The following is a 26027-nucleotide window of genomic DNA, read 5'->3' as shown; positions in this document are numbered from 1 at the left end:
AAGATGACTGCACCAACCGCACCCCCGGGACGGGTGGCCTTCGTCGGCACCGGCCCCGGCGACCCCGGCCTGCTGACCGTCCGTGCCCGGACGGCGCTGACCACCGCGCCCGTCGTCGTCCACGACGTCGACGTGCCGTCGCCGGTGCTCGCGCTCGCCGCCGAGGGCGCCGACGTCCGGCCCGCCGTCGGTGAGCCCGAGGACGTCGCCCGCGACCTGGTCGCCGCCGCGGCCGACGGCCGCACCGTCGTCCGCTTGGTGACCGGCGACCCGATGTCCACCGACTCGGTCGTCGCCGAGGCCGCCGCCGTGTCGAAGTCCGGTGTCCCGTTCGACGTCGTGCCCGGCGTGCCCGCCGGCACGGCCGTGCCCGCTTACGCGGGTGTGCCCGTCGGCTCGGCGCACGTGGAGATCGACGTGCGCGCCGGCGTCGACTGGGCCGCGCTCGCCGCCGCGCCCGGCGTCCGGGTGCTGCACGCCACCGCAGCGCACCTGGCGGAGATCACCACCGGGCTGACCGAGAACGGCGTCGACGGGCAGACCCCCGCCGCGATCACCGTGAACGGCACGTTCACCACGCAGAAGACCGTCGAGACCACGGTCGCGCAGCTGGCGGCCGCCGGTGGCGAGCTCGAGGGCCAGCTGGTGGTCACCATCGGCGAGCCGGTCGCGCGGCGCGGCGAGCTGTCGTGGTGGGAGTCGCGCGCGCTGTACGGCTGGCGCGTGCTCGTGCCGCGCACCAAGGACCAGGCCGGGGTGATGACCGAGCGCCTGGCGATCCACGGCGCCACCGCCGAGGAGGTGCCCACGATCGCCGTCGAGCCGCCGCGCTCACCCGCGCAGATGGAGCGCGCGGTCAAGGGCCTCGTCGACGGCCGCTACCAGTGGGTGGTGTTCACCAGCACGAACGCCGTCCGCGCCGTGTGGGAGAAGTTCGGCGAGTTCGGCCTCGACGCCCGCGCGTTCTCCGGCGTCAAGATCGCCTGCGTGGGCTCGGCCACCGCCGACGCCGTGCGCGCGTTCGGCATCAACCCGGAGCTCGTGCCGAACGAGACGTCCCCGGCCGAGGCCTCGTCCGAGGGCCTGCTGCAGATCTTCCCGCCATACGACGACGTGCTCGACCCGGTCGACCGGGTGCTGCTGCCGCGCGCGGACATCGCCACCGAGACGCTGTCCGCCGGTCTGCGCGAGCGCGGCTGGGAGATCGACGACGTCACCGCCTACCGCACGGTGCGCGCGGCCCCGCCGCCCGCCCCGATCCGCGAGGCGATCAAGACCGGTGGTTTCGACGCGGTGTGCTTCACCAGCTCGTCGACCGTGCGCAACCTCGTCGGCATCGCGGGCAAACCGCACGCGCGCACCATCGTGGCGTGCATCGGCCCGGCGACCGCCGAGACCGCCCGCGAGTTCGGCCTGCGCGTCGACGTGCAGCCGGAGCAGCCGCGTGTGCCCCTGCTCGTCGACGCCCTCGCGGCGCACGCGGCGAAGCTGCGGGCCGAGGGTGCCCTGCCTCCGCCGCGGAAGGTGAAGGCGCGGCGGCGCTGAGGTGACAGGTCCCGCCCGCCCGGTGCCCGGAGGCGGGATCCCACAGCCCCGACGCAACGAACGGCACTTTCGTCTACTCAGAGTGGACCAAAGTGCCGTTCGTTGCATTCGGGGCGGCGAAGCAACCGCCAGTTGTCCACATCGGCCCTCGGCCATCCACAGATCTCAAGATCATCGGGGGCGGCGCTCCGTACGCCGCACCATCGAGCACGTGCCTCGGAACGAGATCCCCGCGGAGGAATGCGCGGCCCTGTGCGGTGCCCTCATCGTGCACGTTTCCCGGTTGGAGCGGCTCGGGTTGCCGCGCAGCACGATCGCGAAGCGCTGCCGGCCCGGTGGCCCGTGGCGTCGGCTCCTGCCCGGCGTGGTCAAGCTGACCAACGGCCCGCCGACTCGCGATGACCGGCGCAGGGCTGCGCTGATCTACTGCGGGGCCGGGGCGCTGCTCACCGGGGCCGATGCACTGGAGCTGCACGGGATGCAACGGATGCCGAGCCCGTGGGGTCCGGTGCACGTCTTGGTCGACGAGGACTGTCGGCGCTCCGGATCCGGACGCGTGCTGGCCGAGCGAACGTCGCGACTGCCGGTTCCGGCACCGGGCCGGTGGCCACTGGCCCCGATCGGGCGCGCGGCGCTCGACCTCAGCCGTCGGCTGACCGATCGGGACCAGGTGCGGGCCACGCTGGCGGAGGTGGTGCAGCGCGGCAGGTGCACGGCGATGGAGCTGTCCGCCGAGCTGGAAGCGGGCAGCGGCCGCGGTAGTGCGTTGCCGCGCAGCGTGCTGCGGGAGATCGGAGTCGGAGTGCGCTCCGTCACCGAGGCGCAGGCGCGCGAGCTGGTCCGCCGTTCCGGGCTTCCGCTGCCGGTGTGGAACCCGCAGGTCTACGACGGAACAGGGCGGTTCCTCGCCATGCCCGATGCGTGGTTCGACGATGTGGCGCTGGCCTGGCAGATCGACTCCGTCGAGTGGCACGCGGATCCCGTCGGCTACCGGACGACGCTGGAACGGCGTTCCGCGCTCGCCGCGGCCGGCATCGTCGTGATGCACACCCTGCCGAGCAAGCTCGCGGTGAACCGCGACGAGGTGCTCGCGGAACTCCGCGCGATGTACCGACACGCCTGGTCGAGGCCGCGACCGAACGTGATCGCTGTGCCTGCTTGAGCTGAGCCCCGGCGTGGTGCCGCCCGAAGGCGACGAACGGCACTCTCGTCCACACCGAGTGGACGAGAGTGCCGTTCGTCGCGTCAGGCGTAGGGTCACAGCATGGGATTCCCCCTGCACCGCCCCCGGCGCCTGCGCTCCACCCCCGCGCTGCGCCGCCTCGTCACGGAGACCGATCTCGCGCCCCGGCACCTGGTCCTGCCGCTGTTCGTCAAGGAGGGCGCGACCGAGCCGGTGCCGATCGCGTCGATGCCCGGCGTCGTGCAGCACACCCGTGACTCGCTGCGGAAGGCCGCTGCAGAAGCGGTCGCTGCTGGCGTGGGCGGGATCATGCTGTTCGGCGTGCCCGCCGAGCGGGACGCGACGGGATCGGCCGGCGTCGACCCGGACGGCGTGCTCAACGTGGCCCTGCGCGACGTGCGGGCGGAGGTCGGCGACGACACGGTCGTGATGGCCGACACCTGCCTGGACGAGTTCACCGATCACGGGCACTGCGGTGTGCTGGACGAGCACGGCCGGGTCGACAACGACGCCACGCTCGACGTCTACGCGCGGATGGCGGTCGCGCAGGCGGAGGCGGGCGCCCACCTGCTCGGCCCGAGCGGCATGATGGACGGCCAGGTCGGGGTGATCCGGCAGGCGCTGGACGAGGCCGGGTTCCACGACACCGGCATCCTCGCCTACACCGCGAAGTACGCTTCGGCGTTCTACGGCCCGTTCCGCGAGGCCGTCGACTCCCAGCTCAAGGGTGACCGCAAGACCTACCAGCAGGACCCGGGCAACCTGCGGGAGGCGCTGCGCGAGCTGGCCCTCGACCTCGAGGAGGGCGCAGACATCGTCATGGTCAAGCCGGCGATGTCCTACCTGGACGTGCTGCGCGCGGTCGCCGAGACCGCCGACGTGCCGGTGGCCGCCTACCAGGTGTCGGGCGAGTACGCGATGGTCGAGGCCGCGGCGACGAACGGGTGGCTCGACCGGGACCGCGCGATCCTGGAGACGGTCACCGCGATCCGCCGGGCCGGCGCCGACATCGTGCTCACCTACTGGGCCACGGAGCTGGCGACCCGCCTCCTCCGCTGAGCGTGGCCAGGGGGGTGTGTACAGCGTCGAGACCACTGCGCTGCCCGACACGCCGCTCGGTACGCCACCACCTGGTGCGGCACGGCCTCGCCGAGCTGGACGCCGACCACAGGGGCAGGCTCGGGCGGTGTCTTCCCGAGCGTCGTCCTGAGCGAGCCAGGATGTCAGGCCGGTCGAGGCGACCGGGCTGAGCCGCCGCACGATCGTGTTCAGGTTCGCCTCCAGGTGCGCGCGCAGCTCGGCCTCGACCTCCGTGGGGTCGTCGCTGCGGCAGGCGGCGATCAACCCCAGGTTGGCTCGATGGCGTTCGGCGCTCATGTCGTCGCTCCAGTCGACGGGGTCGAACACCAGCCGGGTGTACCGCTCGGCAGCGTCCCAGAGCGGACTGAGCAAGCGCAGGTCCCACTTGCTCGCCGCGGGGCGGATGAGTGCGGCGTGGAACTCGCGGTGGATGTCCAGGCGCTCCTCGCCCGGCGGCGCGGCGACCACGCAGCCACGGACCTCGCCGCGCGCATCGGCGCCCCGCGGATCACGCAGCGGCTGCGCGCTCGGAGCACGCTCACCGAAGCCCGGAGTGCGCCTGAGCCGGGCACCACCGCACCCTGACCACAGCGCGCACACAGCCCACGAACGCAACGAACGGCACTCTCGTCCACTCGGAGTGGACGAGAGTGCCGTTCGTTGCCCTCCAGGCTCAGGGTTTCAGTCAGGGCTTCAGGTGCCCGCTGCTCACATCCCGACCGCTCGTTCCAGCTCGTGCGCCGCCGCGTACGGGTCCAGTTCCCCGGCCGCCACCCGCGCGGCCAGCTCCGGCAACGCGCTGCGCCCCCGGATCTCGCCGTCGTCGACGTCTTCGGCGTCGTGGGCCGCAAATGAGCTCGGGAACGTCGTCGACCAGGGGCTCGCCGCGATCCCGATGACCGATCCCGGTAGTGCTCCGCGATCGTCTCGCAGGGCGTACCGAGGCATGGATCCCGCATAGATCACGCTCATGGGGCGGGAACACCTGAGCATCGGGCTGCCGCATCAGTTCCGGTCGGCCATGTGCATCGTTGCGCGCGCGACCGGGTCGCAGGCAGTCATCGCACGTCCCTGCGTCTGCGAGAAGGTCCTTCACCGTTCACTGGAGACGCGCATGAGTGCAGAGCTGCACGGGCTCTCCCCTGCAGGAAATGCGCGGAGGTCGTACTCAGCCGGCCGGCACTGCTCGCCTCGTCTGTCGGGATCGGTTGCGGCCTCGGAGTGCTGCCGTACTACCCGAACGGCCTCTTCATCCCGAGCTCGAGAAGGCGTTCGGCCGGGGCCGGACCGCGCCGTCCGGCCTGGCGCTGATCGGCTCGCTCATCATGGTGCTGACAGCACCCTTCATCGGTTCCATCGTCGACCGGTTCGGCGTCAAGGTCCCGGCGGCCCTTTCGCTGGTGTCGATGGCCCTCGCGTACTTCGCGCTGTCGATGACCGGCTCCTCTTGCGGGGCCTACCCGGACGATCTGGGTGCTGATGTACGTGTTCGGCGCCGCGTCGACCGTCGTGGCCTTCACCCGCACGGTCGACGAACGGTTCGTCCGCGGACGCGGCCTCGCGCTCGGCATCGCGACGGGGAACGCCGGAGCCCCCTGCTGATGGCGGGGATCCGCGCTGCGACCGGCACCTGCACGCTCCCGCAGGTCCTGGGCCTTGCTCGTCGTGGCGGCCTCCCTGATGGTCGGCCTGCCGCGCTCCCCGCAGGTGGAGCACGTCGCACCCTCGACGCCGAGTGTGCCCGACACCGCCTCCTGAGCGGGGTGCGGCACGACGCCGAGCACCTCCCACCGGTCCCTGGCCCGGGCCGGTGGGCGGAGGTGCTCGGCGCGCTCGGGAGCACCCGCGCCACCCACCGCGCGAGCCGCAGGAGACCGGGCCGCACCGGAATCGCGGCGCTGAGGCCAGGCATCGGTGCGCTGGACGAACCGTGGTGCTGCGCGGTGCGTCACACCGTTGTTGCGCCGCCGTGCTGGACACGGACGGCGTAGGCCGCTTACGTTCCGCGGCATGACGTCGCCTTCCGACCCGCAGTGGCCGGGACAGCAGCCTCCGCCGGGGCAGGGGTACGGCCAGCCGGGTTACGGCCAGGGCCCGTACCAGCAGGGCCCGCCCGCAGGGTACGGCCCGTCCCCGCAGGGCTACGGTCCGCCACCGGGGTACGGGCAGCAGCCGCCGCCCGGGTACGGTCAGCAGGCGGCTCCCGGTTACGCGCCGCAGCCGGCACCCGGTTACGGTGCGCCGCAGCAGGGGTACGGACCGCCGCCCCCGCAGCCCTACGGCCAGGGTTACGGACCGGGCGCGCCGCTGCCGGTGCCGCCGGGCGCGCCGGGGCCGATCCCCGAGTGGTGGGAGCGGCTCGTCGGCCGCATCATCGACAACATCCTGTTCGCGGTCGTCTACTTCGTCGTCTCGATGATCGCCGGGGCGCTGTTCCTCACCGCGGTCACGTTCGATCCGACGACGGGGACGGTCAGCGGCGGGCTCTCGCCGCTGGCGCTGGCGCTGCCGGGCATCGTCGCGGGTCTGCTCTACGGCGCGTACGACGTCGTCATGCACGGCCGCTCCGGCCAGACGCTGGGCAAGATGGTCATGAAGACGCGCCTGGTCACCCCGTCCGGGCAGCTCGCCGACCAGGCGACGCTGCTGAAGCGGGCAGCGATCTACCCGGCAGGTGTGTTCATCGTCAGCGGCCTGCTCGGCTTCCTCGGCCCGCTGTCGCTGCTGAGCACCCCGGTGATCGCGATCTTCACGATCGTCGACGGCATCTTCGTGATCACGAACACGCCGCTGCGGCAGGCGCTCCACGACAAGTGGACCAACACGATCGTGGTGAAGGCCCAGTAGGTCGCGCAGCCCCGGCACCGGTCACGACATCCGATCGTGGCCGGTGCCGTCGTGTCTGCGGCACCGATCAGCTCTTACCCTGGACCGCGTGACCACCCCGCACGACGGGCCGTACCCGGGTCCGTACGCCCGGCGCGACGCCCACGGGGCGCCGCCGCCCGTGCCGGGCGTCTACAACCCCTACCGCGAGCCGATCACGCCGAGGAGCTCCGGCCTGCCGCCCACCCCGCCCACGCCGGCCCGTGAACCGCGGCCGCCGCTGCTGCTCGTCGCGCTCGGCCTGCTGGCGCTGGGCGCCCTGCCGTGGCTCGTGCTCGGACTCGCGCTCACCTTCCTCCCGCTCAACGTGCAGGGCGCGATCGACGAGGGGCAGCTGGCCGGCACCCCGCTGGAGACGTGGTCGGTGCAGGAGATCACCGACGTGGTGCGCACCGGCGCGATGGTGACGCTGGCGCTGGCCGTCGCCCACCTCGTCCTGGTGGGGCTCACGTTCCGCGGCAGTCGGGCGGCGCGGACCGCGCTCGCCGCGCTCACCATCGGGTTCCTGCTGGGGCTGGCGTTCCTCACCGCGACCTCGGGCTCGATGGTCTTCGCGGTGCTGCTGGTCGTGCCGTTGATCGGTACCGGGCTGCTGCTCAGCCGCGCGGTGTCCGCCTGGTTCGCCGGGCCCCGAGCCGGGATGTGAGACTGGCGGTCGTGGGTAGCCCCAGCTCCGTTCCGACCACAGCGCAGTCCACGAGCGCGTCCGCGCGCCTGTTCACCGACGCTTCCGCGGTCATCCCCGGCGGCGTGAACTCGCCGGTGCGGGCCTTCGCGGCCGTGGGTGGCACCCCGCGCTTCATCACTTCCGCGCAGGGCGCCTGGCTCACCGATGCCGACGGCAACCGCTACGTGGACCTCGTCTGCTCATGGGGCCCGATGATCCTCGGGCACGCCCATCCCGCCGTCGTGGACGCGGTGCGCGCCGCCGCCGGGCAGGGGCTGTCGTTCGGGGCGCCGACGCCCGCCGAGGTGGAGCTGGCGAAGGAGATCATCGCCCGGGTGCGGCCGGTCGAGCAGGTGCGGCTGGTCAACTCCGGCACCGAGGCCACGATGAGCGCGATCCGCCTCGCCCGCGGCATCACCGGGCGCACCGCGATCGTGAAGTTCGCCGGCTGCTACCACGGGCACGTCGACGCGCTGCTCGCTCAGGCCGGGTCCGGCGTGGCGACGCTCGGGCTGCCGACCAGCCCCGGCGTCACCGGCGCTCAGGCTGCCGACACGATCGTGCTGCCGTACAACGACCTCGAGGCGGTCCGCGCGGTGTTCGCCGAGCGCGGCGACCAGATCGCGTGCGTGATCACCGAGGCCGCGGCCGGCAACATGGGCGCGGTGCCGCCGAAGCCCGGCTTCAACGCCGGTCTGCGCGATCTCTGCCACGCGCACGGCGCACTGCTGGTGATGGACGAGGTCATGACCGGGTTCCGGGTCTCCCCGGCGGGCTGGTTCGGCATCGACGGGGTGGCCGGCGACCTGTACACGTTCGGCAAGGTCATGTCCGGCGGGCTGCCCGCCGCCGCGTTCGGCGGTCCGGCCACGCACATGGCCCACCTCGCCCCGGCCGGGCCCGTCTACCAGGCCGGCACGCTGTCCGGGAACCCCGTCGCCGTCGCGGCCGGGCTGGCCACCCTGCGGAACGCCGACGCGAGCGTGTACGCCGCCCTGGACGCCAACGCCGCCCGCCTGGCCCAGCTCGTCGGCGACGCCCTGAGCGCGGCCGGGGTGGAGCACCACGTGCAGCTGGCCGGCAACCTGTTCTCGGTCTTCTTCACCGACGGCCCGGTGCACGACTACGCCGCTGCCCAGGCCGCCCAGAACTGGCGGTTCCCGCCGTTCTTCCACGCGCTGCTGGAACGCGGCGTGTACGCACCGCCCAGCCCGTTCGAGACGTGGTTCGTCTCCGCCGCGCTCGACGACGACGCGTTCGCCGTCATCGAGGCCGCCCTCCCGGCAGCGGCGCAGGCGGCCGCGGCCGCGGAGGCACCGTGACCGAGCGCACGATCGTGCACCTGCTGCGCCACGGCGAGGTGCACAACCCGGAGAAGATCCTCTACGGCCGGTTGCCCGGCTTCCGGCTGTCGACCCGTGGGGAGCGGCAGGCCGAGATCGTCGCCGAGCACCTCGCCGACGCCGATCTCGCCGCGGTCGTGGCGTCGCCGCTGGAGCGCGCCCAGCAGACCGCGGCCCCGACGGCGAAGCGGCACGGCCTCGAGATCGTCACCGATGAAGGGCTCATCGAGGCGGACAACGCGTTCGAGGGCCAGCGGGTCGCCGTCGGGGACGGGGCGCTGCGCAGCCCGAAGCACTGGCCGCTGCTGCGCAACCCGTTCCGACCGTCCTGGGGCGAGCCGTACCGGCAGATCGCGGAGCGGATGCTGGCCGCGGTGCACCGCGCGCGCGAGCTGGGCGCCGGCCACGAGGTGCTGTGCGTGTCGCACCAGCTGCCGATCTGGACGCTGCGCCGCTACGTCACGGGGCAGAAGCTCTGGCACGATCCACGCCGCCGCCAGTGCGCGCTCGCGTCCCTCACCTCGCTCGTGTTCGAGGGCACCGAGCTCAAACAGGTCCGCTACAGCGAGCCCGCGGGGTCGAGCGACCCACGGGTCACGGGCGCATGAGGCGGCTCGCCTGCCTGCTCGCCGCGCTGCTCGCCGCCGTCGTCCTGGCCGGCTGCGGGGTGGGCGCGGACGCGGTCGAGCGCAACCAGGAGTTCGTGTTCGTCGCCCCCGGCGGGCAGACGGCGATCACCTACGATCCGCCGGAATCCCGCCGTCCGGTGAGCGGCATCGAGGGGGAGAGCCTGCTGCGGCCGGACGCGATCGCGGCGCTCGCCGACTACCCCGGCCGCGTCGTGGTGGTCAACATCTGGGGCTCGTGGTGCGGGCCGTGCCGCGAGGAGGTCCTCGACCTGCAGGCCGTGGCCGACCAGATGGCCGACTCCGGGGTCGCGGTCCTGGGCATCGACGTCAAGGACGAGCGGCACTCCGCCGCGGACTTCCTCACCGCCCGCGGCGTCCGCTACGACTCGATCTTCGATCCGGCCGGGCGCAGCTTGCTGAGGCTGCACGGGTTCCCGCGCAACGTGGTGCCGTCCACGGTGGTGTTCGACAAGCAGCACCGGGTGGCCGCGGTGTTCCTGGCGCAGGTGTCGCAGGTGCAGCTGCGACCGCTGCTGGACCGGCTGGTGGCCGAACCCGCGGCGTGACCCCACCGTTCCACTACGCGTTGTAGAACCCGGTCGCCGGGCTCGCGGCCAGGGTGCTTACGCTGGATGGGATGGATCCCGCCACCGCACTCGCGGTCTCCGGCCCGCTGCTGCTCGCAGCGGTCGTCGCTGTGCTGGCCGGGGCCGTGAGCTTCGCCTCGCCGTGCGTGGTGCCGCTGGTCCCCGGCTACCTCGCCTACCTCGCTGGGCTGGTCGGGGTCGAGGCGCCGCTGCAGCAGGACCGCGGCCGGTTCCGGGTGGCGGGGGCGGCGGCGCTGTTCGTCGCCGGGTTCACCGTCGTGTTCGGCGCGATCATGGTCGGCGTCGTGTGGCTGGCCGACGCGCTGCTGGCCAACCAGGAGGTGCTGCAGCGCATCGGCGGCGTCGTCATGGTCGTGATGGGGCTGGCGTTCGTCGGGCTGGTGCCGTTCCTGCAGCGCGAGCGGCGGCTGCACTGGGTGCCCCGCGCGGGTGTGTGGGGCGCGCCGCTGCTCGGCGCGGTCTTCGGCCTCGGCTGGGTGCCGTGCATCGGCCCGACGCTGGCCGGGGTCGTCGCCGTCGCCGCCGGCACCGGCGGAGGCTCGCTGCGCGGGGTCGTGCTGGTGCTGGCCTACTGCGCGGGCCTCGGCCTGCCGTTCGTGCTGATCGCGCTCGGCGCTTCGCGGGCGGTCCGGGCGCTGGGCTGGCTGCGCCGCCACACCCGCACCATCCAGATCGCCGGTGGCGTGCTGCTCGTCGCGGTCGGGGTGCTGCTGCTCACCGGGGTGTGGGGCCGACTCATCGCGAGCCTGCAGGTCGCGATCGCGGGCTTCGAGCCGGTGCTGTAGCCGTGGTCGACTCCCTGGAACGACCGGCTCCCGGTCCCGTGCGCACCTCGCCGTTCGCGGTGCTGCGCAACGCCTGGCGCGGCCTGACGTCGATGCGCACCGCGCTCGTCCTGCTGTTCCTGCTCGCGGTGGCGGCGCTGCCGGGCGCCCTGCTGCCCCAGCGCTCGCTCAACCTGAATCTGGTCGACCAGTACTTCACCGACCACCCCGACCTGGCCCCGCTGATGGACCGGATCGGGCTGTTCGACGTCTTCGCCGCCCCCTGGTTCGCCGCCATCTACCTGATGCTGATGGTGTCGCTGATCGGGTGCGTGCTGCCCCGCTCCGTGGAGCACCTGCGCGCCCTGCGCACCCCGCCGGTCGCGACGCCGCGCAACCTCGGCCGGCTGCCGCACCACGCCACCGGCCCGGTCGACGGCACCCCGGACGAGGTCGCGGACCGGGTGCGCGCGCTGCTGCGCGGCTGGCGCAGTGCGGAGCGGACCGAGGAGCGCGCCGGTGCCGGGGTGCGGGAGTTCTCCGCCGAGAAGGGTTACCTGCGCGAGGCCGGGAACGTGCTCTTCCACCTGGCGATGGTGGGCCTGCTCGTGGGCTTCGCGGCCGGCAAGCTGTACGGCTACGAAGGCAGCGTGATCATCCCGGTCGGCAACCAGTTCTGCAATTCCGGCATCCTCGGGTACGACTCCTTCCGGGCCGGGCTGCGGGTCGACGGCACCGAGCTGGAGCCGTTCTGCCTGCGCATCGACCAGTTCGAGGCCAGCTACCGCGCCGACGGGCAGGCGGCCGACTACCGCGCCGAGATCGGCTACCAGACCACCTCGGACCTGGATGAGGGGAGCACCGCCGAGTGGCGGCCCGCGACGCTGGCCGTCAACGCCCCGCTGCGCGTCGACGGGCTGCGCGTCTACCTGATGGACCACGGCTACGCGCCGCGGTTCACCGTGACCTTCCCCGACGGCCAGCAGCGCACCGGGGAGATCCAGTGGCGCGTCGTGGACCCGAGCACGCTGCTCTCGGAGGGCGCCACGAAGTTCGAGCGCCCCGGCATCACCGACGAGGAGCAGCGCCGCACCAGCCAGCTGGCGATCACCGGGCTCTTCGCCCCGACCAGCTCCGGTGGCGACGTGGTGACCTCGGTGTTCCCCGCGCTGCGCGATCCCGAGGTAGCGGTCGACGTGCTGCGCGGTGATCTCGGTCTGGACGACGGCCGCGGCCAGTCGATCTTCCAGGTCGATCAGCGGCAGATCGAGTCCGGTGCGCTGCAGCGGGTGGCCCGCGCCAACCTCGTGCCCGGCCAGGAGATCACCCTCGACGACGGCACCGTGATCCGCTTCGACGGGGTCAACCAGTGGGTGGGTGTGCAGGTCAGCCACGATCCCGGGCAGGACTGGGTGCTGGTGTTCGCGATCGCGGTCCTGATCGGCATCACCCTGTCGCTGACGATCCGCAGGCGCCGGTTCTGGGTGCGGCTGCAGGCCGCCGACACCGAAGGCCGTACGGTCGTGGAGCTCGGCGGGCTCGCCCGCACCGACCGCGCCGGCTACGGCGAGGAGTTCGACCGCCTCCGGGCGGAGCTGTTGGGCCCTGAGAAGAAGGACGGCTGATGCTCGCGCAGTACTCCGACTGGTTCTACATCGCCGCCGTCGCCGTCTACGTGCTGGCGATGGTGCTGCACGCCTACGCGCAGGCGGCGGTGCGGACCCGCCGACCGGTGCTGGTCGGTGCGGGCGGCACCCCGGCGGACATCCCCGCCGCGGAGGAGCAGCCGGCCCGGGCCGTGGGTGCTCGCGCGGCGAACATGGGCGTCTCGGTGGCGGTGCTGGGCGCCCTGCTGCACCTGGCGTCGATCGTCGCCCGCGGCCTGGCGACCGAGCGCTGGCCGCTGGGCAACATGTACGAGTTCATCTCGATGATCACCTTCGCGGCGGTCGTGACGTGGCTGGTCATGCTGCGCCGCGTCCCGGCGGCCCGTTCGGCGGCACCGTGGGTGCTGCTGCCGATCGTCGTGCTCATGACGCTGGGCGGCACCGCGCTCTACACGGCCGCGGGCCCGGTCATGCCGGCGCTGCGCTCCTACTGGCTGCCCGTGCACGTCACGGCGATCGCGATCTCGTCCGGCCTGCTGATCGTGTCCGGGGTGGCGAGCATCCTGTTCCTGCTGCGCAGCGGGAGCGGCGTCCCGGCGGCGATCGCCGAGCGCATGCCCACCGCGGACGTCCTCGACCGCGTCGCCTACCGCGTCATGATCGTCGCGTTCCCGCTCTACACGTTCGCGGTCGTGGCCGGCGCGGTCTGGGCGGAGGCCGCGTGGGGCCGGTTCTGGGGCTGGGACCCGAAGGAGACGGTCGCGTTCGTCGCCTGGGTCATCTACGCCGCCTACCTGCACGCACGGGCGACCGCGGGATGGCGCACGGGGCGGGCCGCGTGGATCAACATCGCCGGTCTGACTACGATGATCTTCAACCTGTTCTTCATCAACCTGGTCGTCGCCGGGCTGCACTCATACGCAGGAGTGGGGTGACGCTCGTCGGCTCGACCCGCGGGCACCTCGCGACTACCGTCGGCGTTCGTGAGCGGGTTCAGCGGTCAATCTGATGCGACCGGCGGGATGAGTGCATGACCCAGAGTGAGACCTCGAAGGGGACCGGTTCGGCCGAGGACTACCCCGACGGCTCCGTGGGCCGCTACGTGCGGGAACGCTGGGGTCAGACACCGGCATCGGGCATCCCCGCGCAGAAGCCGGACGAACCGGCCACCGGGCGGCACTCGCTCACCCCGCCCGGAGGTGTGGAGGAGGTGCCGGCCTCGCCCGCGCCGCGGCCGGCCGTGCGCTGGGTCGATCCGGCTGCCGTGGCCGCCCAGCAGGCGCAGCGGGCCCGGTCGGAGCAGGCGAACGGGCAGGCCGAGGGCGCCGACCTGGCCTCGGCGCGGTTGTTGCGCAAGGTCAAGCGGCCCCCGCAGTCGGGCTGGCGGCGCGCGATCTACCTGATGAGCGGGCGGATGATCAACCCGGGGGAGAGCCCCGCCGACATCCGCCGCCGTGAGCTGACGGCGCGGGTCAACCATCCGCTGCTGGGCTGCCACAAGATCGCGATGCTGAGCCTCAAGGGCGGTGTCGGGAAGACGACGGTGACCGCCACGCTCGGCGGCACGCTCGCGTCCCTGCGCGGTGACCGTGTCGTCGCCGTCGACGCCAACCCGGACCGGGGCACGCTCAGCCAGAAGATCCCGCTGGAGACCAGCGCCACCGTGCGGCACCTGCTGCGGGACGCGCAGCGGGTGCGCCGCTACGCCGACGTGCGCGCCTACACCTCGCAGGGCCCGTCGCGGCTCGAGGTGCTGGCCAGCGAGCAGGACCCGGCTGTGTCGGAGGCCTTCTCGGAAGAGGACTACCGGCGCACGGTCAACCTGCTGGAGCACTTCTACAACATCGTGCTCACCGACTGCGGCACCGGCCTGATGCACTCGGCGATGTACGGGGTACTGGGGCTGGCCGACCAGCTGATCATCGTCTCGTCGGGCTCCATCGACGGGGCGCGCAGCGCCTCGGCGACGATGGACTGGCTCGACGCGCACGGCCACGGCGACCTGGTCGCCAACGCCGTCGCGGTGATCAACTCGGTGCACCGCCGATCGGGGAGCGTGGACCTCGACCGGGTCGCGGAGCACTTCGCTGCGCGGTGCCGGGCCGTCGTCCGCATCCCGTTCGACGAGCACCTGGAGGAGGGGGCGGAGATCGATCTCGACCGGTTGGCGCCGGCGACCCGCGACGCGCTCCTGGAGCTCGCCGCCGTGGTGGCCGACGCGTTCGAAGCCGGCGCCTGAATCGCCGCGGCCGATCGACGTCATCTCGCGCGGCGGCCCGGCACCGGGCCGCCGCGCGGGGGACGTTCGCTGATCCTCGTCAGTCCTTCGGCGGGTCGTTCTGCTGGCGGCGGACCTGTTCGGCGAGTCTGCGGAGGAACTCCGGGTCGTCGTCGGGTCCGGCGATGCGCCGGACCGGACCGGTGGCCTGCCTGCGCGGCGGCGGCTCCGCGATGCCCGCGCGCGCCGAATGCATGGCGCGCCACAGCACCAGGGCAACGATGGCCGCGCCGATGAGCGCGACGAGGATCAGCATGGTCCAACCACCTCCACGTCCGAGATTAGCCGTTCGGAGGTGGGGGCGGGGTGAGTCGCGCGACTCGTCGCCGGACGGTCACGACCTCGCGGGCGGGACGGTGGCCTCGCTGGTGAGGTCGGCGAGCAGCTTGCGCACCTCGGATTCCCGGAACCGGCGGTGGCCGCCGGGCGTGCGGATCGATCCGATGCGGCCTGCGGAAGCCCACCTCGTGACGGTCTTGGGGTCGACGCGGAAGAGCGCGGCGACCTCTCCGGGGGTGAGGAGCCGCTCGTTGTCGCTGGTCGTGACGGTCACACTGGCCTCCACTGGTGGATGCACTAACCGGGCCATCGTGACATCGGGGACCCCGGGTAGGCGAACGGTTGGGTGTAGGTAAAGGGCTCTTAAAGGACGAACCGGACAGGGCGGGTGACCCACGCCGCGGGCTACCCTCGTGGGCATGGACGAGCCGGAACGCACCCACGGCCTGGCCGCCACGTTCGCGCTGTACGCCCTGGCCAGGGTCGGCCTGGTGGCGGTCGTCGCGGGCGTGCTGGTCGCGTTCGGCGTGCCGCTCCTGGTCGGCGTGCTGGTCGCGCTCGTGGTCGCGCTCCCGCTGTCCATGGTGCTGTTCCGGGGCATGCGCGCGCGGCTGGACGCCGCGCTGGACGCCGCCGTGCGTCGTCGCCGAGCCGAGCGGGAGGCGCTGCGGGCGAAGCTGCGCGGCGAGGACCTCGGCGGGGAGAGCGAGGCGCGGGTCGGCTCAGAGCCAGCCGGAGAGGGCCAGTCCGACGGCCGTTCCGGCTGACCACACCAGCAGCAGCAGGCCGGTCTTCGCCAGCACCGGGATCAGGTCGCGACCGCCGACGCCGCTTCGCACGGTCCGTGTGACGGAGATCGCGAGCGGGGCGGCGAGCAGCCCGAGCACCAGCGGCCAGGCGAGCAGCGCGAGCACGACCGAGAACAGCAGCGGGATCAGCACGATGGCCGCGTACAGCCGACGGGTGTCCCGGTCGCCCAGTCGGACGGCGAGGGTGCGCTTGCCCACGGCGGCGTCGGTCGGGATGTCGCGGAGGTTGTTGGCCACCAGCACCGCGGACGTGAGCATCCCCACGCCCACCGAGGCGACGACGGCCGGCGCGGTCACCGGGGCGTCCTGGGTGATCACTGTGCCGAGCACGGCGACCGGGCCGTAGAAGACGAACACCGCGAGCTCGCCCAGCCCGGCATAGCCGTACGGGCGCTTGCCCCCGGTGTAGAACCACGCCGCGAGCACGCACGCCGCGCCGACCGCGATCAGCCACCACGTGCCCGACAGCGATACCAGCGTGAGCCCAGCCAGCCCGGCGATCGCGAAGCAGGCGAGCGCCGCCGTCCGCACCGCCTCGGGGGAGGCCAGCTTCGACGCGACCAACCGCACCGGCCCGACCCGTTCGTCGTCGGTGCCGCGGATGCCGTCGGAGTAGTCGTTGGCGTAGTTCACGCCGACGCCCAGCGCCAGTGCCACGATCAGGGCGAGCAGGGCCCGCCACGGGCCGAACGCGTGCGCCCCGATCGTCGCTCCGCACCCGACGAGCACCGGGGAGACCATCGTCGGGAGGGTGCGCGGCCGCGCCCCCTCGATCCATTCCGCGACCGTCGCCACGGGGTGCAACCGTAACCGCTCAGCCGTTCGTGATGCCCGACGCATCGATCGTCACACCGGACTCGCCCGTCGAGGCGCCGGACGCGCTGATCGTGACGTCGCCGACGGTGACGCCGGACTCGTCGACCGCCGGGTCCCCGGCCGCGACCACGGTCCGGTCGAGCGCCGCGGGCGGGACGGCCGTCGGGGTGCGGTCCATCGCTGCGACGGGCGCCGCCGCGGCGAGCAGCGTGACCTGTTCGGGTACTGCCGCGCAGGGTGCGACGTCGCCGGCATCGGGCACGACGGCGGCGTCGAGGAACTGGTTCAGCCCGATCTGCAGGAACTCGCCGACCGCGGTGACCAGGCGGCAGTGCACGGGCACCCCGGCGTCGCCCGCCGCGATGCCGACGATCTCGGACGCCGGGTCGGGCGCGGCGTACACCGCGGCGGTGGCGTCGCTCGCGACGCGGGAGAGGCGGACCGAGCCGGTCCACAGGTACTCGACGGTGACCCAGGAGTTGTCCTTGAGGCCGAGGTCGTCCCAGAAGGTGCCGTCGGCGAGGTCGATGCCGGCCGGGTTCTTCACGGTGCGGCCGAACTGGTCCTTGCCGCCGTTGTAGCCGTCCCGGTACGCCGCCTGCGCCTCCGGTGTGCCCTGCGGTAGGTCCTTCCACTCCTGGCGGACGTCCGGCGGGTTCCAGTAGTCGTCACGGGTGTTCCACGGCCCCACGTCCCACACCGGCGCGAACGCGCAGCGGCCGTTCGGGGCGCACACCTTCACCGAGTAGTCGTGGCTGCCCTTCGGCGAGAGCGCGCGGCGGGACGGGAGGGCGACGAAGTGGTCGCGCTCGACGATCACGTGCCCGTTGGCCGTCGTGCCGCCGACCAGGCCCTCCCGGGTGGCGAACACGCGGTACGACAGCGGCGCGGCCTCGACGGCCTCGGGGGCGCCCTCGGCGCCGCGGAGGGGCTGCGCGGAGAGCGTGAGCTCGTCGACCTCGCCCGGGCCGCTCAGGACGAGCCGGCCCTGGACGTGCCTGGTCGGCTCGGGGAGCTCGACGGTGCCGGTGGCGTCGGCGGGCACCCACTCGGTCCAGTTGCCGTTCGCCCGCCGCCCGCGGACGTCGACGGTGGCGCCGGGGGCGTCGCCGGAGATCTGCGCGGTCACCCGGGTGGTCGGGTCGGGCAGCTCGTGGGCGGGGAAGGTCAGCAGGCCGATGGGGATCGGCGGTGCGCCGGCGCTCTCCGGGCTGCCCTCGGCGGCGGGTGCGGCGAACGTGCCCTCGTCGGCGAGTCGGGCGGTGCCGCCGTCGACGACGACACCGACCGCGTCGCCCGCGGCGAGGTCGACCGGCCACGTCGTCCAGGTGGTGTCCGCGGCGGCGGTCGGCGCCGCTCCGACGAGCGCCCCGAGCATGGTGGTGGCGATCGCCACCGCCGTCGCTCCGCAGAGCCGCATCCGCATCTGCCGTAACCCCCGAGTGACTGCTGTGACTGGAGTGCTTGTTGTGACTCGACAGCAGATCGCACAGACGAGTAACGGTCAATCAGCGGAGAGTGAGCACTCCCAACGGGCGTAGGGGTTCGTCACCCGCCGGAGTGGAAGAGATCGACCACCGCTGCCCGATCGGGCTTGCCGATGCCGCGCTGGGGGATGTCGGGGACGACGCGGACCCGGCGGGGCACGGCGTGCCGGCCGAGCGCCGCGCGCACGGCCGCGGTCGCCGCGTCGGGGGTCGCGCCGGGATCGAGCACCAGCGCCGCGGCCACGACCTGACCCCACTCCGCGTCCGGCAGCCCCACGACGCAGGCCGCGCGCACGCCGGGCTGCGCGGTCAGCACGTCCTCCACCGCGGCCGGCGCCACCTTCTCCCCACCGGTGATGATCACGTCGTCGGCGCGGCCGAGGACGGCCAACCTGCCGTTCACCCAGCGGCCCAGGTCGCTGGTGCGGAACCGGCCGCCGGCGAACGCCGCAGCGGTCTCCTCGGGCATGCCGAGGTAGCCGTCGGCGAGCGTGGGCCCGCCCAGCACGATCCGGCCGTCTTCCAGCTCGACGGTGACTCCGTCCAGGGGCACCCCGTCGTAGACGCAGCCGCCCGCGGTCTCGCTCATCCCGTACGTCGTGACGACCGCGACCCCGGCCGCCCGGGCTCGCTCCCGCAGCGGCGCCGGGAGCGCCGCGCCGCCGACCAGCACCGCGGAGAACCCGCGCAGCGCCCGCAGCCCGGCGTCGGCGCCCGCGTCGGCCGCGTCGAGGATGCGGGCCAGCTGGGTGGGCACGAGGCTGGTGTAGCGGCGCTCGCCGCCCAGCCGTTCGGCGGCCGCGGCGAAGTCGTCGGGCCGGAAGCCGCCGCGCAGGTCCTGCACGACCGGGCGGGTGCCGGCGAGCAGTGACCGCACCACGACCTGGGCCCCGGCGATGTGCTCGGCGGGCAGGGCGAGCAGCCAGCGGCCGGGACCGCCCAGCCGGGTCGCGGTGGCCTCCGCCGAGGCGCGCAGGGCGGCGGCCGGCAGCAGCACCCGCTTCGGACGGCCCGTCGACCCGGAGGTGGCGATCACGAGCGCGGCCCGGCCGGCATCGCCCACCTCGCCCGGGTCGCGGGTGCCGGGCAGCACCGCCGGTCCACCGTCGAGGGCCGCCTCCAGCGCCCGCGCCAGCGCCTCGATCGCGGCTGGTGAGCCGTCGACGGGCACGAACGTCGGCCTCACCATGTCGGGTGACCACCCGTTCGGACCAGTTCGTGACCTGTGGTCATCAGTTTTCGGACGAACGCCACCCGACCGCCCGGGTTTCGGATCCGCGCTGCTCGGGGACCATGAACCATGGCCTCAAAGGACGGACACCGCAGCGGCTGCCCGCCGCTGTCCGCCCCGGCCGTGCGCGCCGACGACGAGCTGATCGAGAGGCTGCGCCGCGGCGAGGTCCCCACCTGCGCCGATCCGCTGGTGCGGCTGCTCGCGGCCTGGCGCGCGGAGGTCGCGGCCGGGATCGACGCCGGGATCGACACGGGAATCGGCACCGGAACCGACACTGCGATGACCGGCGGTCAGTAGAACCACGGGTGACCCGACCAGTCGGGCGCCCGCTTCTGGAGGAACGCGTCGCGGCCCTCGATCGCCTCGTCCGTCATGTACGCCAGACGGGTCGCTTCGCCCGCGAACAGCTGCTGGCCGACCAGCCCGTCGTCGACCAGGTTGAACGCGAACTTGAGCATCCGCTGCGCCTGCGGCGACTTGCCCATGATCTCCCGCGCCCACTGCAGCGCCTCGGCCTCCAGCTGCGCGTGCGGTACGACAGCGTTCACCGCGCCCATCTGGTGCATCTGCTCGGCCGTGTAGGTGCGGCCGAGGAAGAAGATCTCGCGGGCGAACTTCTGCCCGACGTGCCGGGCCAGGTACGCCGAGCCGTAGCCGCCGTCGAACGAGCCCACGTCGGCGTCGGTCTGCTTGAACCGGGCGTGCTCCGCACTGGCCAGCGTCAGGTCGCACACCGCGTGCAGCGAGTGGCCGCCGCCGGCCGCCCACCCGTTCACGACCGCGATGACGATCTTGGGCATGAACCGGATGAGCCGCTGGCACTCCAGGATGTGCAGCCGCCCGACCCGGGCCGGGTCGACCGTGTCGGCGGTCTCCCCGGACGCGTACTGGTAGCCCGTCCGCCCGCGGATGCGCTGGTCCCCGCCCGAGCAGAACGCCCAGCCGCCGTCCTTGGGGGAGGGGCCGTTGCCGGTGAGCAGCACGCAGCCGACGTCGGAGGTCTGGCGGGCGTGGTCGAGTGCGGTGTACAGCTCGTCGACCGTGTGCGGGCGGAAGGCGTTGCGCACCTCGGGCCGGTTGAACGCGATCCGCACTGCGCCGACGTCGACCGCCCGGTGGTAGGTGATGTCGGTGAACGAGAAGCCCGGAACCGGCTTCCACGCCGACGGATCGAAGATCTCGGAGACCTGCTCTGTCACCTGCTCTGGCACCCGATCACAGTAGGCGGCCGCGATCTGCGTGCGTCGACGGAGGCGCCGGCCGGGGCACGGCTGGCAGGATCGGCGCGTGCAGACCCTATCCAAGGGGGCGAACACGACGCTCCCGGCAGGACCCGTCGCCGTGACCGTCGCAGCGGCGGCGCCGGTGGACATCTCCGCGCTCCTGGTCACCGCGAGCGGCACGGTCCGCAGCGACGACGACTTCGTCTTCTACAACCAGCCGCAGGCCACCGGTGTGCGCTACCGGCCCGACGGCGTCGACGTCGACCCGGCGGCGGTGGAGCCGGAGATCGAGCGGGTCGTCGTCACCGCGAGCCTCGACGGCCGCGGCCCGGCCACGTTCGGCCAGCTCGGCGGGCTGCGGCTGGACGTCGCCGTGGGCGGCGCCCCGTTCGTCGCGTTCGTCCCGGACGGGCTCGGCCCGGAGACCGCGCTGCTGTGCGTGGAGATCTACCGCCGCGACGCGCAGTGGAAGGTCCGCGCGGTCGGCCAGGGCTACGCGGACGGGCTGGCCGGCATCGCCACGGACTACGGCATCACCGTCGACGAGGAGCCGCAGGCCCCTGCGCAGCCCGCCGCCCCGCCGCCCGCACCGGGGAAGATCAACCTGGACAAGGGCCGCGTGTCGCTGCAGAAGCGCGAGACGGTGTCGCTGGTCAAGACCGGAGCCCCGGCGCTGCGCCGGGTCGCGATGGGGCTGGGCTGGGACCCGGCCCGCGGCGGGCGCGACATCGACCTGGACGCCTCGGCGATCACGATCGACCGCCGCGGCCGCAGGTCCGACTCGGTGTGGTTCATGAGCAAGAGCGCCTACGACGGCGCGATCGCGCACTCCGGTGACAACCTCACCGGCGCGGGCGAGGGCGACGACGAGACGATCGAGGTCGATCTCGCCAGGCTGCCCGACGACGTCGTCGCGGTCGTGTTCACCGTGAACTCCTTCCGCGGGCAGAAGTTCACCGAGGTCGCGCGGGCGTACTGCCGGCTGGTCGACCTCGACGGCCGCGCCGAGCTCGTCCGGTTCGACCTCACCGACTCCGAGCCGCGCACCGGCGTGATCATGAGCGTGCTGCACCGCGCCGGGGCCACCTGGGAGATGACCGCGATCGGTGAGTTCCACGACGGCAAGACCGTGCGGGCCATGTACGGCCCTGCCGAGGAGACGGTGGCCGGGTTGCTGCGCTGACCGGCGGGAACCAGCCGGCCGGTCCGCGGCGTTGATCGGGTCGTGGACGTCGTGACCCCTGCTCGTGCGCGGATCGACGGTCGGTTGCTGGCCGGCGTCGGGCTGGCCGGGGCGGCCGTGGCGGTGCTGACGATCGGCGCGCTGCACCTGCTCGCCGCGACGAGCGTCGACCCGGTGCGCCGCACGATCAGCGAGTACGGGATCGGGGAGTTCGGCTGGCTGTTCAACATCGGCGTCCTGGCGCTGGCCGCCGGTGCCGTCGCGGTGCTCGGCGCACTGATCGGCAGCGGCCGGGTGCGGCTGGTCTCGCCCGCCACCCTGCTCTACGGCGCCGGTGTGGCGGGGCTGGTGCTGGTCGTCGTCTTCGAGAAGACGAACTGGGCGATCGGGCCGAGCCTGTCCGGCACGATCCACCGCTACGCCAGCCTCGTCGCGTTCATCGCGCTGCCGCTGGCCGTGGTGCTGCTCGGCCGGGCGGTCGGGGCCCGCTGGGCCGTCGGGACGGGTGCGGCGACGCTGGTCTGGCTGGCCGTGACCCTCATCGGCGTCCCGCTCGGACCGGTGATCGGCAAGCCGTGGTGGCAGGTGTGGCCGCTGGGCCTGATGGAACGCGTGCTCGCGCTGACGATGGTGCTGGGCGTGGTGGCGCTCGGCGTGTGGGTGCTGCGGCAGCGTCCGCGGCCCGGGTCGGAGGAGACGGACGCGACCGGACACGGGGTACGGTCGGGGGATGCCTGAGACCCCCACCGTCCGACTGAGCAACGGCGTCGACATCCCGCAGGTGGGGTTCGGCGTCTTCCAGGTGCCGCCGGACGACACCGCGGCCATCGTGGTCGCGGCCCTGGAGGCCGGTTACCGGCACATCGACACCGCCCAGGGCTACGGCAACGAGACCGGCGTCGGCCAGGCGATCCGCCAGGTCGGGCTGGACCGCGACGAGGTCTTCGTCACCACGAAGCTGGACAACTCCCGGCAGGGCCGCGACGAGGCCCGCAAGGCCCTCGACGAGAGCCTGGAGCGGCTCGGCTTCGACTACGTCGATCTCTACCTGATCCACTGGCCGCGGCCGTTCGCCGATCGCTACGTCGAGACCTGGCAGGGGTTCGAGCAGATCCTCGCCGAGGGCAAGGCGCGCGCGATCGGCGTGTCCAACTTCCTGCCCGCCCACCTGCAGCGGCTCGCCGCCGAGACCGGGACGGTGCCCGCGGTCAACCAGATCGAGCTGCACCCGTACCTGCAGCAGGCCGAGCTGCGCGCCTACCACCGCGAGAACGCCATCGCCACCGAGGCGTGGGCGCCGATCGGGCAAGGCGGCGAGCTGCTCGCGGATCCCGCGATCACGGCGCTGGCCGACGAGTACGGCAAGACGCCCGCCCAGATCGTGCTGCGCTGGCACCTGCAGCTCGGCAACATCGTGTTCCCCAAGACGGTGCGCCCGCAGCGCATGCGGGAGAACCTCGACCTGTTCGACATCGAGCTGACCAGCGATGACATGGCCGTGATCGGCGCGCTGGACCGCGGCCGGCGGCTCGGGCCGGACCCGGAGACGTTCGGCTGATCGGGGCTCCGTCCTGCGAAACCGGCCGATCAGGCCTAGCGTGGGAACGATGTTGGCAATCACCGACTTGGCGGCCGAGGCCATCAAGACCCTGACCACCGATGCGGAGCTCCCCGAGGGCGGGGGGCTGCGCATCGCCGCCCCCAACCCCGACCAGGGGCTGGAACTGACCCTCGCCGGCCAGCCGGCCCAGGACGACGTCGTGCTGTCGGGGGACGGGGTGTCCGTGTTCCTCGACGCGACCGCGGCCGCGGTCCTCGACGACAAGGTCCTCGACGTCCAGCAGGCCCCGACCGCCGACGGCGGCCAGGAGCTGCGGTTCGCGATCGCTCCGCAGCAGCCGGGCGCCGGCGTCTGAGGCTCATCGCCTGACCCCTCACCGTCGCGAGGCACGCGGCGCGGACGAATGTGCGACCAGGCAGGATGGGCGCCATGACCGCACCGACGTACGAGCCGATGCCCGACGACTGGGACCGTGCGCTCGTCGTCGTCGCCCACCCCGACGACCTCGAGTACGGCGGCTCCGGCGCGGTCGCGGTGTGGACCGCGGCCGGCCGGACCGTCACCTACCTGCTCGCCACCCGCGGCGAGGCGGGCATCGACACGATCGAGCCCGCCCGGTGCGGCCCGCTCCGCGAGGCCGAGCAGCGCGCCGCCGCAGCCGAGGTCGGCGTCGACCCGGACACCGGCGTGGAGTTCCTCGACCACCCCGACGGGCTGGTCACCTACGGCGTCCCGCTGCGCCGCGACATCGCTGCCGCGATCCGCCGGCACCGGCCGCAGCTGGTCGTCACCAGCAACCACCACGACACCTGGCCGGGCGGCCACCTGAACCAGGCCGATCACATCGCGGTCGGCCGGGCCACGATCGACGCCGTCCGCGACGCCGCCAACCGGTGGCTGTTCCCCGAGCTCGGGGAGCCGTGGACCGGGGTGCGCTGGATCGCGGTCGCGGGATCACCGCAGAGCACGCACGCCGTCGACATCGGCCCGGTGTTCGACCGCGCCGTGGCCTCGCTGGCGGCGCACCGCGAGTACCTGGCCGCGCTCGGCGGGGCCATGGCCGAGCCGGAGACGTTCCTGCGCTCGGCCGCCGAGGAGACCGCGAAGGGTCTGCCCGGGGCCGAGCTCGCCACCGCCTTCGAGGTGTTCGCGCTGTGAGCGGACCGGCCACCCGGACCGCCCGCGCGATCGTCGACGAGCTGGTGCGCGGCGGCGTCACCGACGTGGTGCTCTGCCCGGGCTCGCGCAACGCGCCGTTCGCGTTCGCCCTGCACGCTGCCGACGCGGCCGGGGCGCTGCGCCTGCACGTGCGCATCGACGAGCGCGGCGCCGGGTTCCTGGCGCTGGGGCTGGCCCGCGGCTCCGGGCGGCCGGTGCCGGTGTGCACCACGTCCGGCACCGCGGTCGCGAACCTGCATCCCGCTGTGCTGGAGGCCGCCCACAGCGGGGTGCCGGTGATCGCGCTGACCGCGGACCGGCCCACCGACCTCGTCGGCACCGGCGCCAGCCAGACCATCGATCAGCACGGCCTGTTCGGGACCGCCGTGCGGCAGTTCGCCACCGCCTCCACCGACGACCGGCGCGTCCGCGCCCAGGTGTGCCGGCTGCTCGCTGCCGCCGCCGGGCCGTGGCCGGGACCCGTGCACCTCAACGTGCCGCTCGCCGAACCGCTCGTCCCCGCTGACGAGGCGTGGCCGCCGGGGCGCCCCGACGGGGCCCCCTGGACGGCCGTGGCGCCGTCCGTCCCGCACGTACCGCCGCTGCCGCTCGACCCCACCGCACCGACGCTCGTCATCGCCGGGCAGGGGGATCCGGGGCCCGACTACGACGGGCTGCCCGTCGTCGCCGAGCCGGGCTCGGCGGCCTGGGCGGGCGCGCTGCGCGCCGGGCCGTGGCTGCTGGACGAGCCCGCGCTGCGCCCGCAGCAGGTGATCGTCGCCGGCCGGCCCACCCTGCACCGCCCGGTGCAGCGGCTGCTCGCCGACCCGGCCGTGGCCGTGTACGCGCTGGCCGGGTCGGGACCGTGGACCGACGTGCCGGCCACCGTGCGCGCGGTCGGGTCGCTGCCCACGATGCTGCCCGATCCCGCCTGGTACGACGCGTGGCTCGCGGCCGACCGGGCGGCTAGCGCGGCGCTGGACGCGGTCCTCGACGCCGGCCAGGCTCCGATCGGGCTGCGGCTGGCCCGCGAGCTGGTGGCCGGTCTCCCGGCGGGGGCGGCGCTGACGCTCGGCTCGTCCAACCCGGTGCGCGACGTGGCGCTGGCCGCCCGCCCGCGCGCCGGGCTCACGGTGCTGGCCAACCGCGGGGTGGCGGGCATCGACGGCACCGTCTCCACCGCAGCCGGGCTCGCGCTCGCGCACGGTGGCCCGGCCTACGCGCTGCTCGGCGACCTCACGCTGCTGCACGACGTCACCGGCCTGGTGATCGGGCCCGAGGAACAGCGCCCCGACCTGACGATCGTCGTGCTCAACGACCGGGGCGGCGGGATCTTCGGCCTGCTCGAACAGGGCGCGCCGCAGTACGCCGGAGCGTTCGAGCGGGTCTTCGGCACCCCGCACACCGTGGATCTCGCGGCGCTGGCTGCCGCCGTGGGCATCCAGCACACCGCCGTCGCGCCCGCCGATCTGGCGGGAGTGCTGGCCCCGGCGCCCGGGATACGGATGATCGAGGTCCCGGCCGACCGCAGCACGCTGCGGGCCGCTCACGCAGAGTTGCGCAAGGTGATCGGTGCGGCCGTGGCGGAAGCGGTCGCCGGCCGGGCGTAACGGGGGCCGTGACGTGCCCGACAGCAAGATGGAGCTCCCCAGCGCCCGGCCCGGCACTGCCGTGTCGTCGTCGACAA

The 26027-nt window shown here is 73.5% G+C and carries 29 protein-coding genes and 1 pseudogene; 22 read left to right on the top strand and 8 right to left on the bottom strand.

All coding sequences use genetic code 11. The annotated features are described in order from the left end of the window. Positions 1–3 precede the first annotated feature (3 nt). The 3 genes from BUE41_RS22655 to hemB all read left to right on the top strand — a co-directional run bounded on the left by BUE41_RS22655 (position 4) and on the right by hemB (position 3787). Positions 4–1545: a bifunctional uroporphyrinogen-III C-methyltransferase/uroporphyrinogen-III synthase gene (locus BUE41_RS22655; protein ID WP_073459238.1), complete on the top strand. Its 1542-nt coding sequence runs from the start codon at positions 4–6 to the stop codon at positions 1543–1545. Positions 1546–1756: 211 nt separating this feature from the next. Beyond that, the gene (locus BUE41_RS22650; protein ID WP_234997489.1) at positions 1757–2707 is read left to right on the top strand and encodes a hypothetical protein; all 951 of its coding nucleotides are present in this window, start codon (positions 1757–1759) and stop codon (positions 2705–2707) included. A gap of 102 nt (positions 2708–2809) precedes the next feature. Beyond that, positions 2810–3787 carry a porphobilinogen synthase gene (gene hemB / locus BUE41_RS22645; RefSeq protein WP_073459236.1) on the top strand — a complete coding sequence of 326 codons (978 nt, stop codon included), beginning with the start codon at positions 2810–2812 and terminating at the stop codon, positions 3785–3787. Positions 3788–4066: 279 nt separating this feature from the next. On the opposite strand, the pseudogene BUE41_RS32990 reads toward hemB, so the two are convergent. Next, a pseudogene (locus tag BUE41_RS32990) lies at positions 4067–4276 on the bottom strand (FCD domain-containing protein); the annotation flags it as partial. Here BUE41_RS32990 and BUE41_RS32140 point away from each other — a divergent pair. Then, the gene (locus tag BUE41_RS32140; RefSeq protein ID WP_234997487.1) at positions 4223–4393 is read left to right on the top strand and encodes a hypothetical protein; all 171 of its coding nucleotides are present in this window, start codon (positions 4223–4225) and stop codon (positions 4391–4393) included. The pseudogene BUE41_RS32990 and the gene BUE41_RS32140 sit on opposite strands and share 54 nt — an antisense overlap. A 123-nt stretch (positions 4394–4516) precedes the next feature. Here the strand turns inward: BUE41_RS32140 and BUE41_RS31455 are convergent, their stop codons facing one another. After that, complete coding sequence (locus tag BUE41_RS31455; protein WP_200804064.1) at positions 4517–4756, bottom strand: hypothetical protein; 240 nt, start codon at positions 4754–4756, stop codon at positions 4517–4519. 531 nt (positions 4757–5287) lie between these two features. Between BUE41_RS31455 and BUE41_RS32495 the strand changes: the two genes are divergently transcribed. From BUE41_RS32495 to BUE41_RS22590, 10 genes are all read left to right on the top strand, one after another. After that, positions 5288–5410 carry a hypothetical protein gene (locus BUE41_RS32495; RefSeq protein ID WP_268794534.1) on the top strand — a complete coding sequence of 41 codons (123 nt, stop codon included), beginning with the start codon at positions 5288–5290 and terminating at the stop codon, positions 5408–5410. A gap of 408 nt (positions 5411–5818) precedes the next feature. Then, positions 5819–6655 (top strand): RDD family protein, encoded by an 837-nt coding sequence (locus BUE41_RS29850; protein WP_084755637.1) that lies wholly within the window; start codon positions 5819–5821, stop codon positions 6653–6655. 88 nt (positions 6656–6743) lie between these two features. Beyond that, positions 6744–7340: a hypothetical protein gene (locus BUE41_RS22625; protein WP_073459230.1), complete on the top strand. Its 597-nt coding sequence runs from the start codon at positions 6744–6746 to the stop codon at positions 7338–7340. Between the two features lie 68 nt (positions 7341–7408). Then, positions 7409–8683 (top strand): glutamate-1-semialdehyde 2,1-aminomutase, encoded by a 1275-nt coding sequence (gene hemL, locus BUE41_RS22620; RefSeq protein ID WP_234997498.1) that lies wholly within the window; start codon positions 7409–7411, stop codon positions 8681–8683. After that, complete coding sequence (locus BUE41_RS22615; protein WP_073459228.1) at positions 8680–9312, top strand: histidine phosphatase family protein; 633 nt, start codon at positions 8680–8682, stop codon at positions 9310–9312. Before hemL ends, BUE41_RS22615 begins: the two co-directional genes overlap by 4 nt. Beyond that, positions 9309–9899, top strand: coding sequence for a TlpA family protein disulfide reductase (locus BUE41_RS22610; RefSeq protein WP_073459227.1), 591 nt, complete (start codon positions 9309–9311; stop codon positions 9897–9899). The genes BUE41_RS22615 and BUE41_RS22610 overlap by 4 nt, the downstream gene beginning before the upstream one ends. Positions 9900–9970: 71 nt before the next feature. After that, the gene (locus BUE41_RS22605; protein WP_073459226.1) at positions 9971–10726 is read left to right on the top strand and encodes a cytochrome c biogenesis CcdA family protein; all 756 of its coding nucleotides are present in this window, start codon (positions 9971–9973) and stop codon (positions 10724–10726) included. Positions 10727–10728: 2 nt separating this feature from the next. Continuing rightward, positions 10729–12330, top strand: coding sequence for a cytochrome c biogenesis protein ResB (gene resB / locus BUE41_RS22600; RefSeq protein WP_073459224.1), 1602 nt, complete (start codon positions 10729–10731; stop codon positions 12328–12330). After that, a complete protein-coding gene (ccsB, locus tag BUE41_RS22595; protein ID WP_073459222.1) occupies positions 12330–13247 on the top strand; it encodes a c-type cytochrome biogenesis protein CcsB in 918 nt (305 codons plus the stop codon). The genes resB and ccsB overlap by 1 nt, the downstream gene beginning before the upstream one ends. Positions 13248–13342: 95 nt before the next feature. Continuing rightward, positions 13343–14551 (top strand): MinD/ParA family ATP-binding protein, encoded by a 1209-nt coding sequence (locus tag BUE41_RS22590; RefSeq protein WP_084755635.1) that lies wholly within the window; start codon positions 13343–13345, stop codon positions 14549–14551. Between the two features lie 79 nt (positions 14552–14630). On the opposite strand, the gene BUE41_RS22585 is transcribed toward BUE41_RS22590, so the two are convergent. Both BUE41_RS22585 and BUE41_RS22580 read right to left on the bottom strand, forming a co-directional pair. Continuing rightward, positions 14631–14846, bottom strand: a complete 216-nt coding sequence (locus BUE41_RS22585; RefSeq protein ID WP_073459220.1) for a hypothetical protein — start codon at positions 14844–14846, stop codon at positions 14631–14633. Positions 14847–14924: 78 nt separating this feature from the next. Beyond that, positions 14925–15143 (bottom strand): BldC family transcriptional regulator, encoded by a 219-nt coding sequence (locus tag BUE41_RS22580; protein WP_143172296.1) that lies wholly within the window; start codon positions 15141–15143, stop codon positions 14925–14927. A gap of 145 nt (positions 15144–15288) precedes the next feature. On the opposite strand from BUE41_RS22580, the gene BUE41_RS22575 reads away from it, so the two are divergent. Beyond that, a complete protein-coding gene (locus BUE41_RS22575; protein WP_073459348.1) occupies positions 15289–15636 on the top strand; it encodes a DUF4229 domain-containing protein in 348 nt (115 codons plus the stop codon). Here the strand turns inward: BUE41_RS22575 and BUE41_RS22570 are convergent. The 3 genes from BUE41_RS22570 to menE form a co-directional block, all read right to left on the bottom strand. After that, positions 15592–16473, bottom strand: a complete 882-nt coding sequence (locus BUE41_RS22570) for a 1,4-dihydroxy-2-naphthoate polyprenyltransferase (RefSeq protein WP_073459215.1) — start codon at positions 16471–16473, stop codon at positions 15592–15594. The two genes, BUE41_RS22575 and BUE41_RS22570, sit on opposite strands and share 45 nt — an antisense overlap. A 19-nt stretch (positions 16474–16492) precedes the next feature. After that, positions 16493–17920, bottom strand: coding sequence for a hypothetical protein (locus tag BUE41_RS22565; protein ID WP_073459214.1), 1428 nt, complete (start codon positions 17918–17920; stop codon positions 16493–16495). Positions 17921–18042: 122 nt separating this feature from the next. Further along, positions 18043–19170: an o-succinylbenzoate--CoA ligase gene (gene menE / locus BUE41_RS22560; protein WP_073459211.1), complete on the bottom strand. Its 1128-nt coding sequence runs from the start codon at positions 19168–19170 to the stop codon at positions 18043–18045. A gap of 111 nt (positions 19171–19281) precedes the next feature. Between menE and BUE41_RS22555 the strand changes: the two genes are divergently transcribed. Further along, on the top strand, positions 19282–19512 hold the full coding sequence (locus BUE41_RS22555) for a hypothetical protein (protein ID WP_073459210.1): 231 nt from the start codon (positions 19282–19284) through the stop codon (positions 19510–19512). Here BUE41_RS22555 and BUE41_RS22550 read toward each other — a convergent pair. Beyond that, positions 19506–20426 (bottom strand): 1,4-dihydroxy-2-naphthoyl-CoA synthase, encoded by a 921-nt coding sequence (locus tag BUE41_RS22550; RefSeq protein ID WP_234997485.1) that lies wholly within the window; start codon positions 20424–20426, stop codon positions 19506–19508. The two genes, BUE41_RS22555 and BUE41_RS22550, sit on opposite strands and share 7 nt — an antisense overlap. A 130-nt stretch (positions 20427–20556) precedes the next feature. Between BUE41_RS22550 and BUE41_RS22545 the strand changes: the two genes are divergently transcribed. The 6 genes from BUE41_RS22545 to menD all read left to right on the top strand — a co-directional run bounded on the left by BUE41_RS22545 (position 20557) and on the right by menD (position 25950). Then, positions 20557–21621: a TerD family protein gene (locus tag BUE41_RS22545; protein ID WP_200804063.1), complete on the top strand. Its 1065-nt coding sequence runs from the start codon at positions 20557–20559 to the stop codon at positions 21619–21621. A gap of 51 nt (positions 21622–21672) precedes the next feature. After that, positions 21673–22359 carry a DUF998 domain-containing protein gene (locus BUE41_RS22540; RefSeq protein WP_159444955.1) on the top strand — a complete coding sequence of 229 codons (687 nt, stop codon included), beginning with the start codon at positions 21673–21675 and terminating at the stop codon, positions 22357–22359. Further along, on the top strand, positions 22352–23179 hold the full coding sequence (locus BUE41_RS22535; RefSeq protein WP_073459206.1) for an aldo/keto reductase: 828 nt from the start codon (positions 22352–22354) through the stop codon (positions 23177–23179). The genes BUE41_RS22540 and BUE41_RS22535 overlap by 8 nt, the downstream gene beginning before the upstream one ends. Positions 23180–23228: 49 nt before the next feature. Further along, positions 23229–23537 carry an adhesin gene (locus BUE41_RS22530; RefSeq protein ID WP_073459205.1) on the top strand — a complete coding sequence of 103 codons (309 nt, stop codon included), beginning with the start codon at positions 23229–23231 and terminating at the stop codon, positions 23535–23537. Positions 23538–23611: 74 nt separating this feature from the next. Then, positions 23612–24340: a PIG-L deacetylase family protein gene (locus BUE41_RS22525; RefSeq protein ID WP_073459203.1), complete on the top strand. Its 729-nt coding sequence runs from the start codon at positions 23612–23614 to the stop codon at positions 24338–24340. Beyond that, positions 24337–25950, top strand: coding sequence for a 2-succinyl-5-enolpyruvyl-6-hydroxy-3-cyclohexene-1-carboxylic-acid synthase (gene menD / locus BUE41_RS22520; RefSeq protein WP_073459200.1), 1614 nt, complete (start codon positions 24337–24339; stop codon positions 25948–25950). Before BUE41_RS22525 ends, menD begins: the two co-directional genes overlap by 4 nt. The last annotated feature ends 77 nt before the right edge of the window (positions 25951–26027 follow it).

The organism is Pseudonocardia thermophila (assembly GCF_900142365.1).
GTDB lineage: Bacteria > Actinomycetota > Actinomycetes > Mycobacteriales > Pseudonocardiaceae > Pseudonocardia > Pseudonocardia thermophila.
Note: the sequence above shows the minus strand (reverse complement) of the source record. Positions and strands in the feature narration are given on the sequence as shown.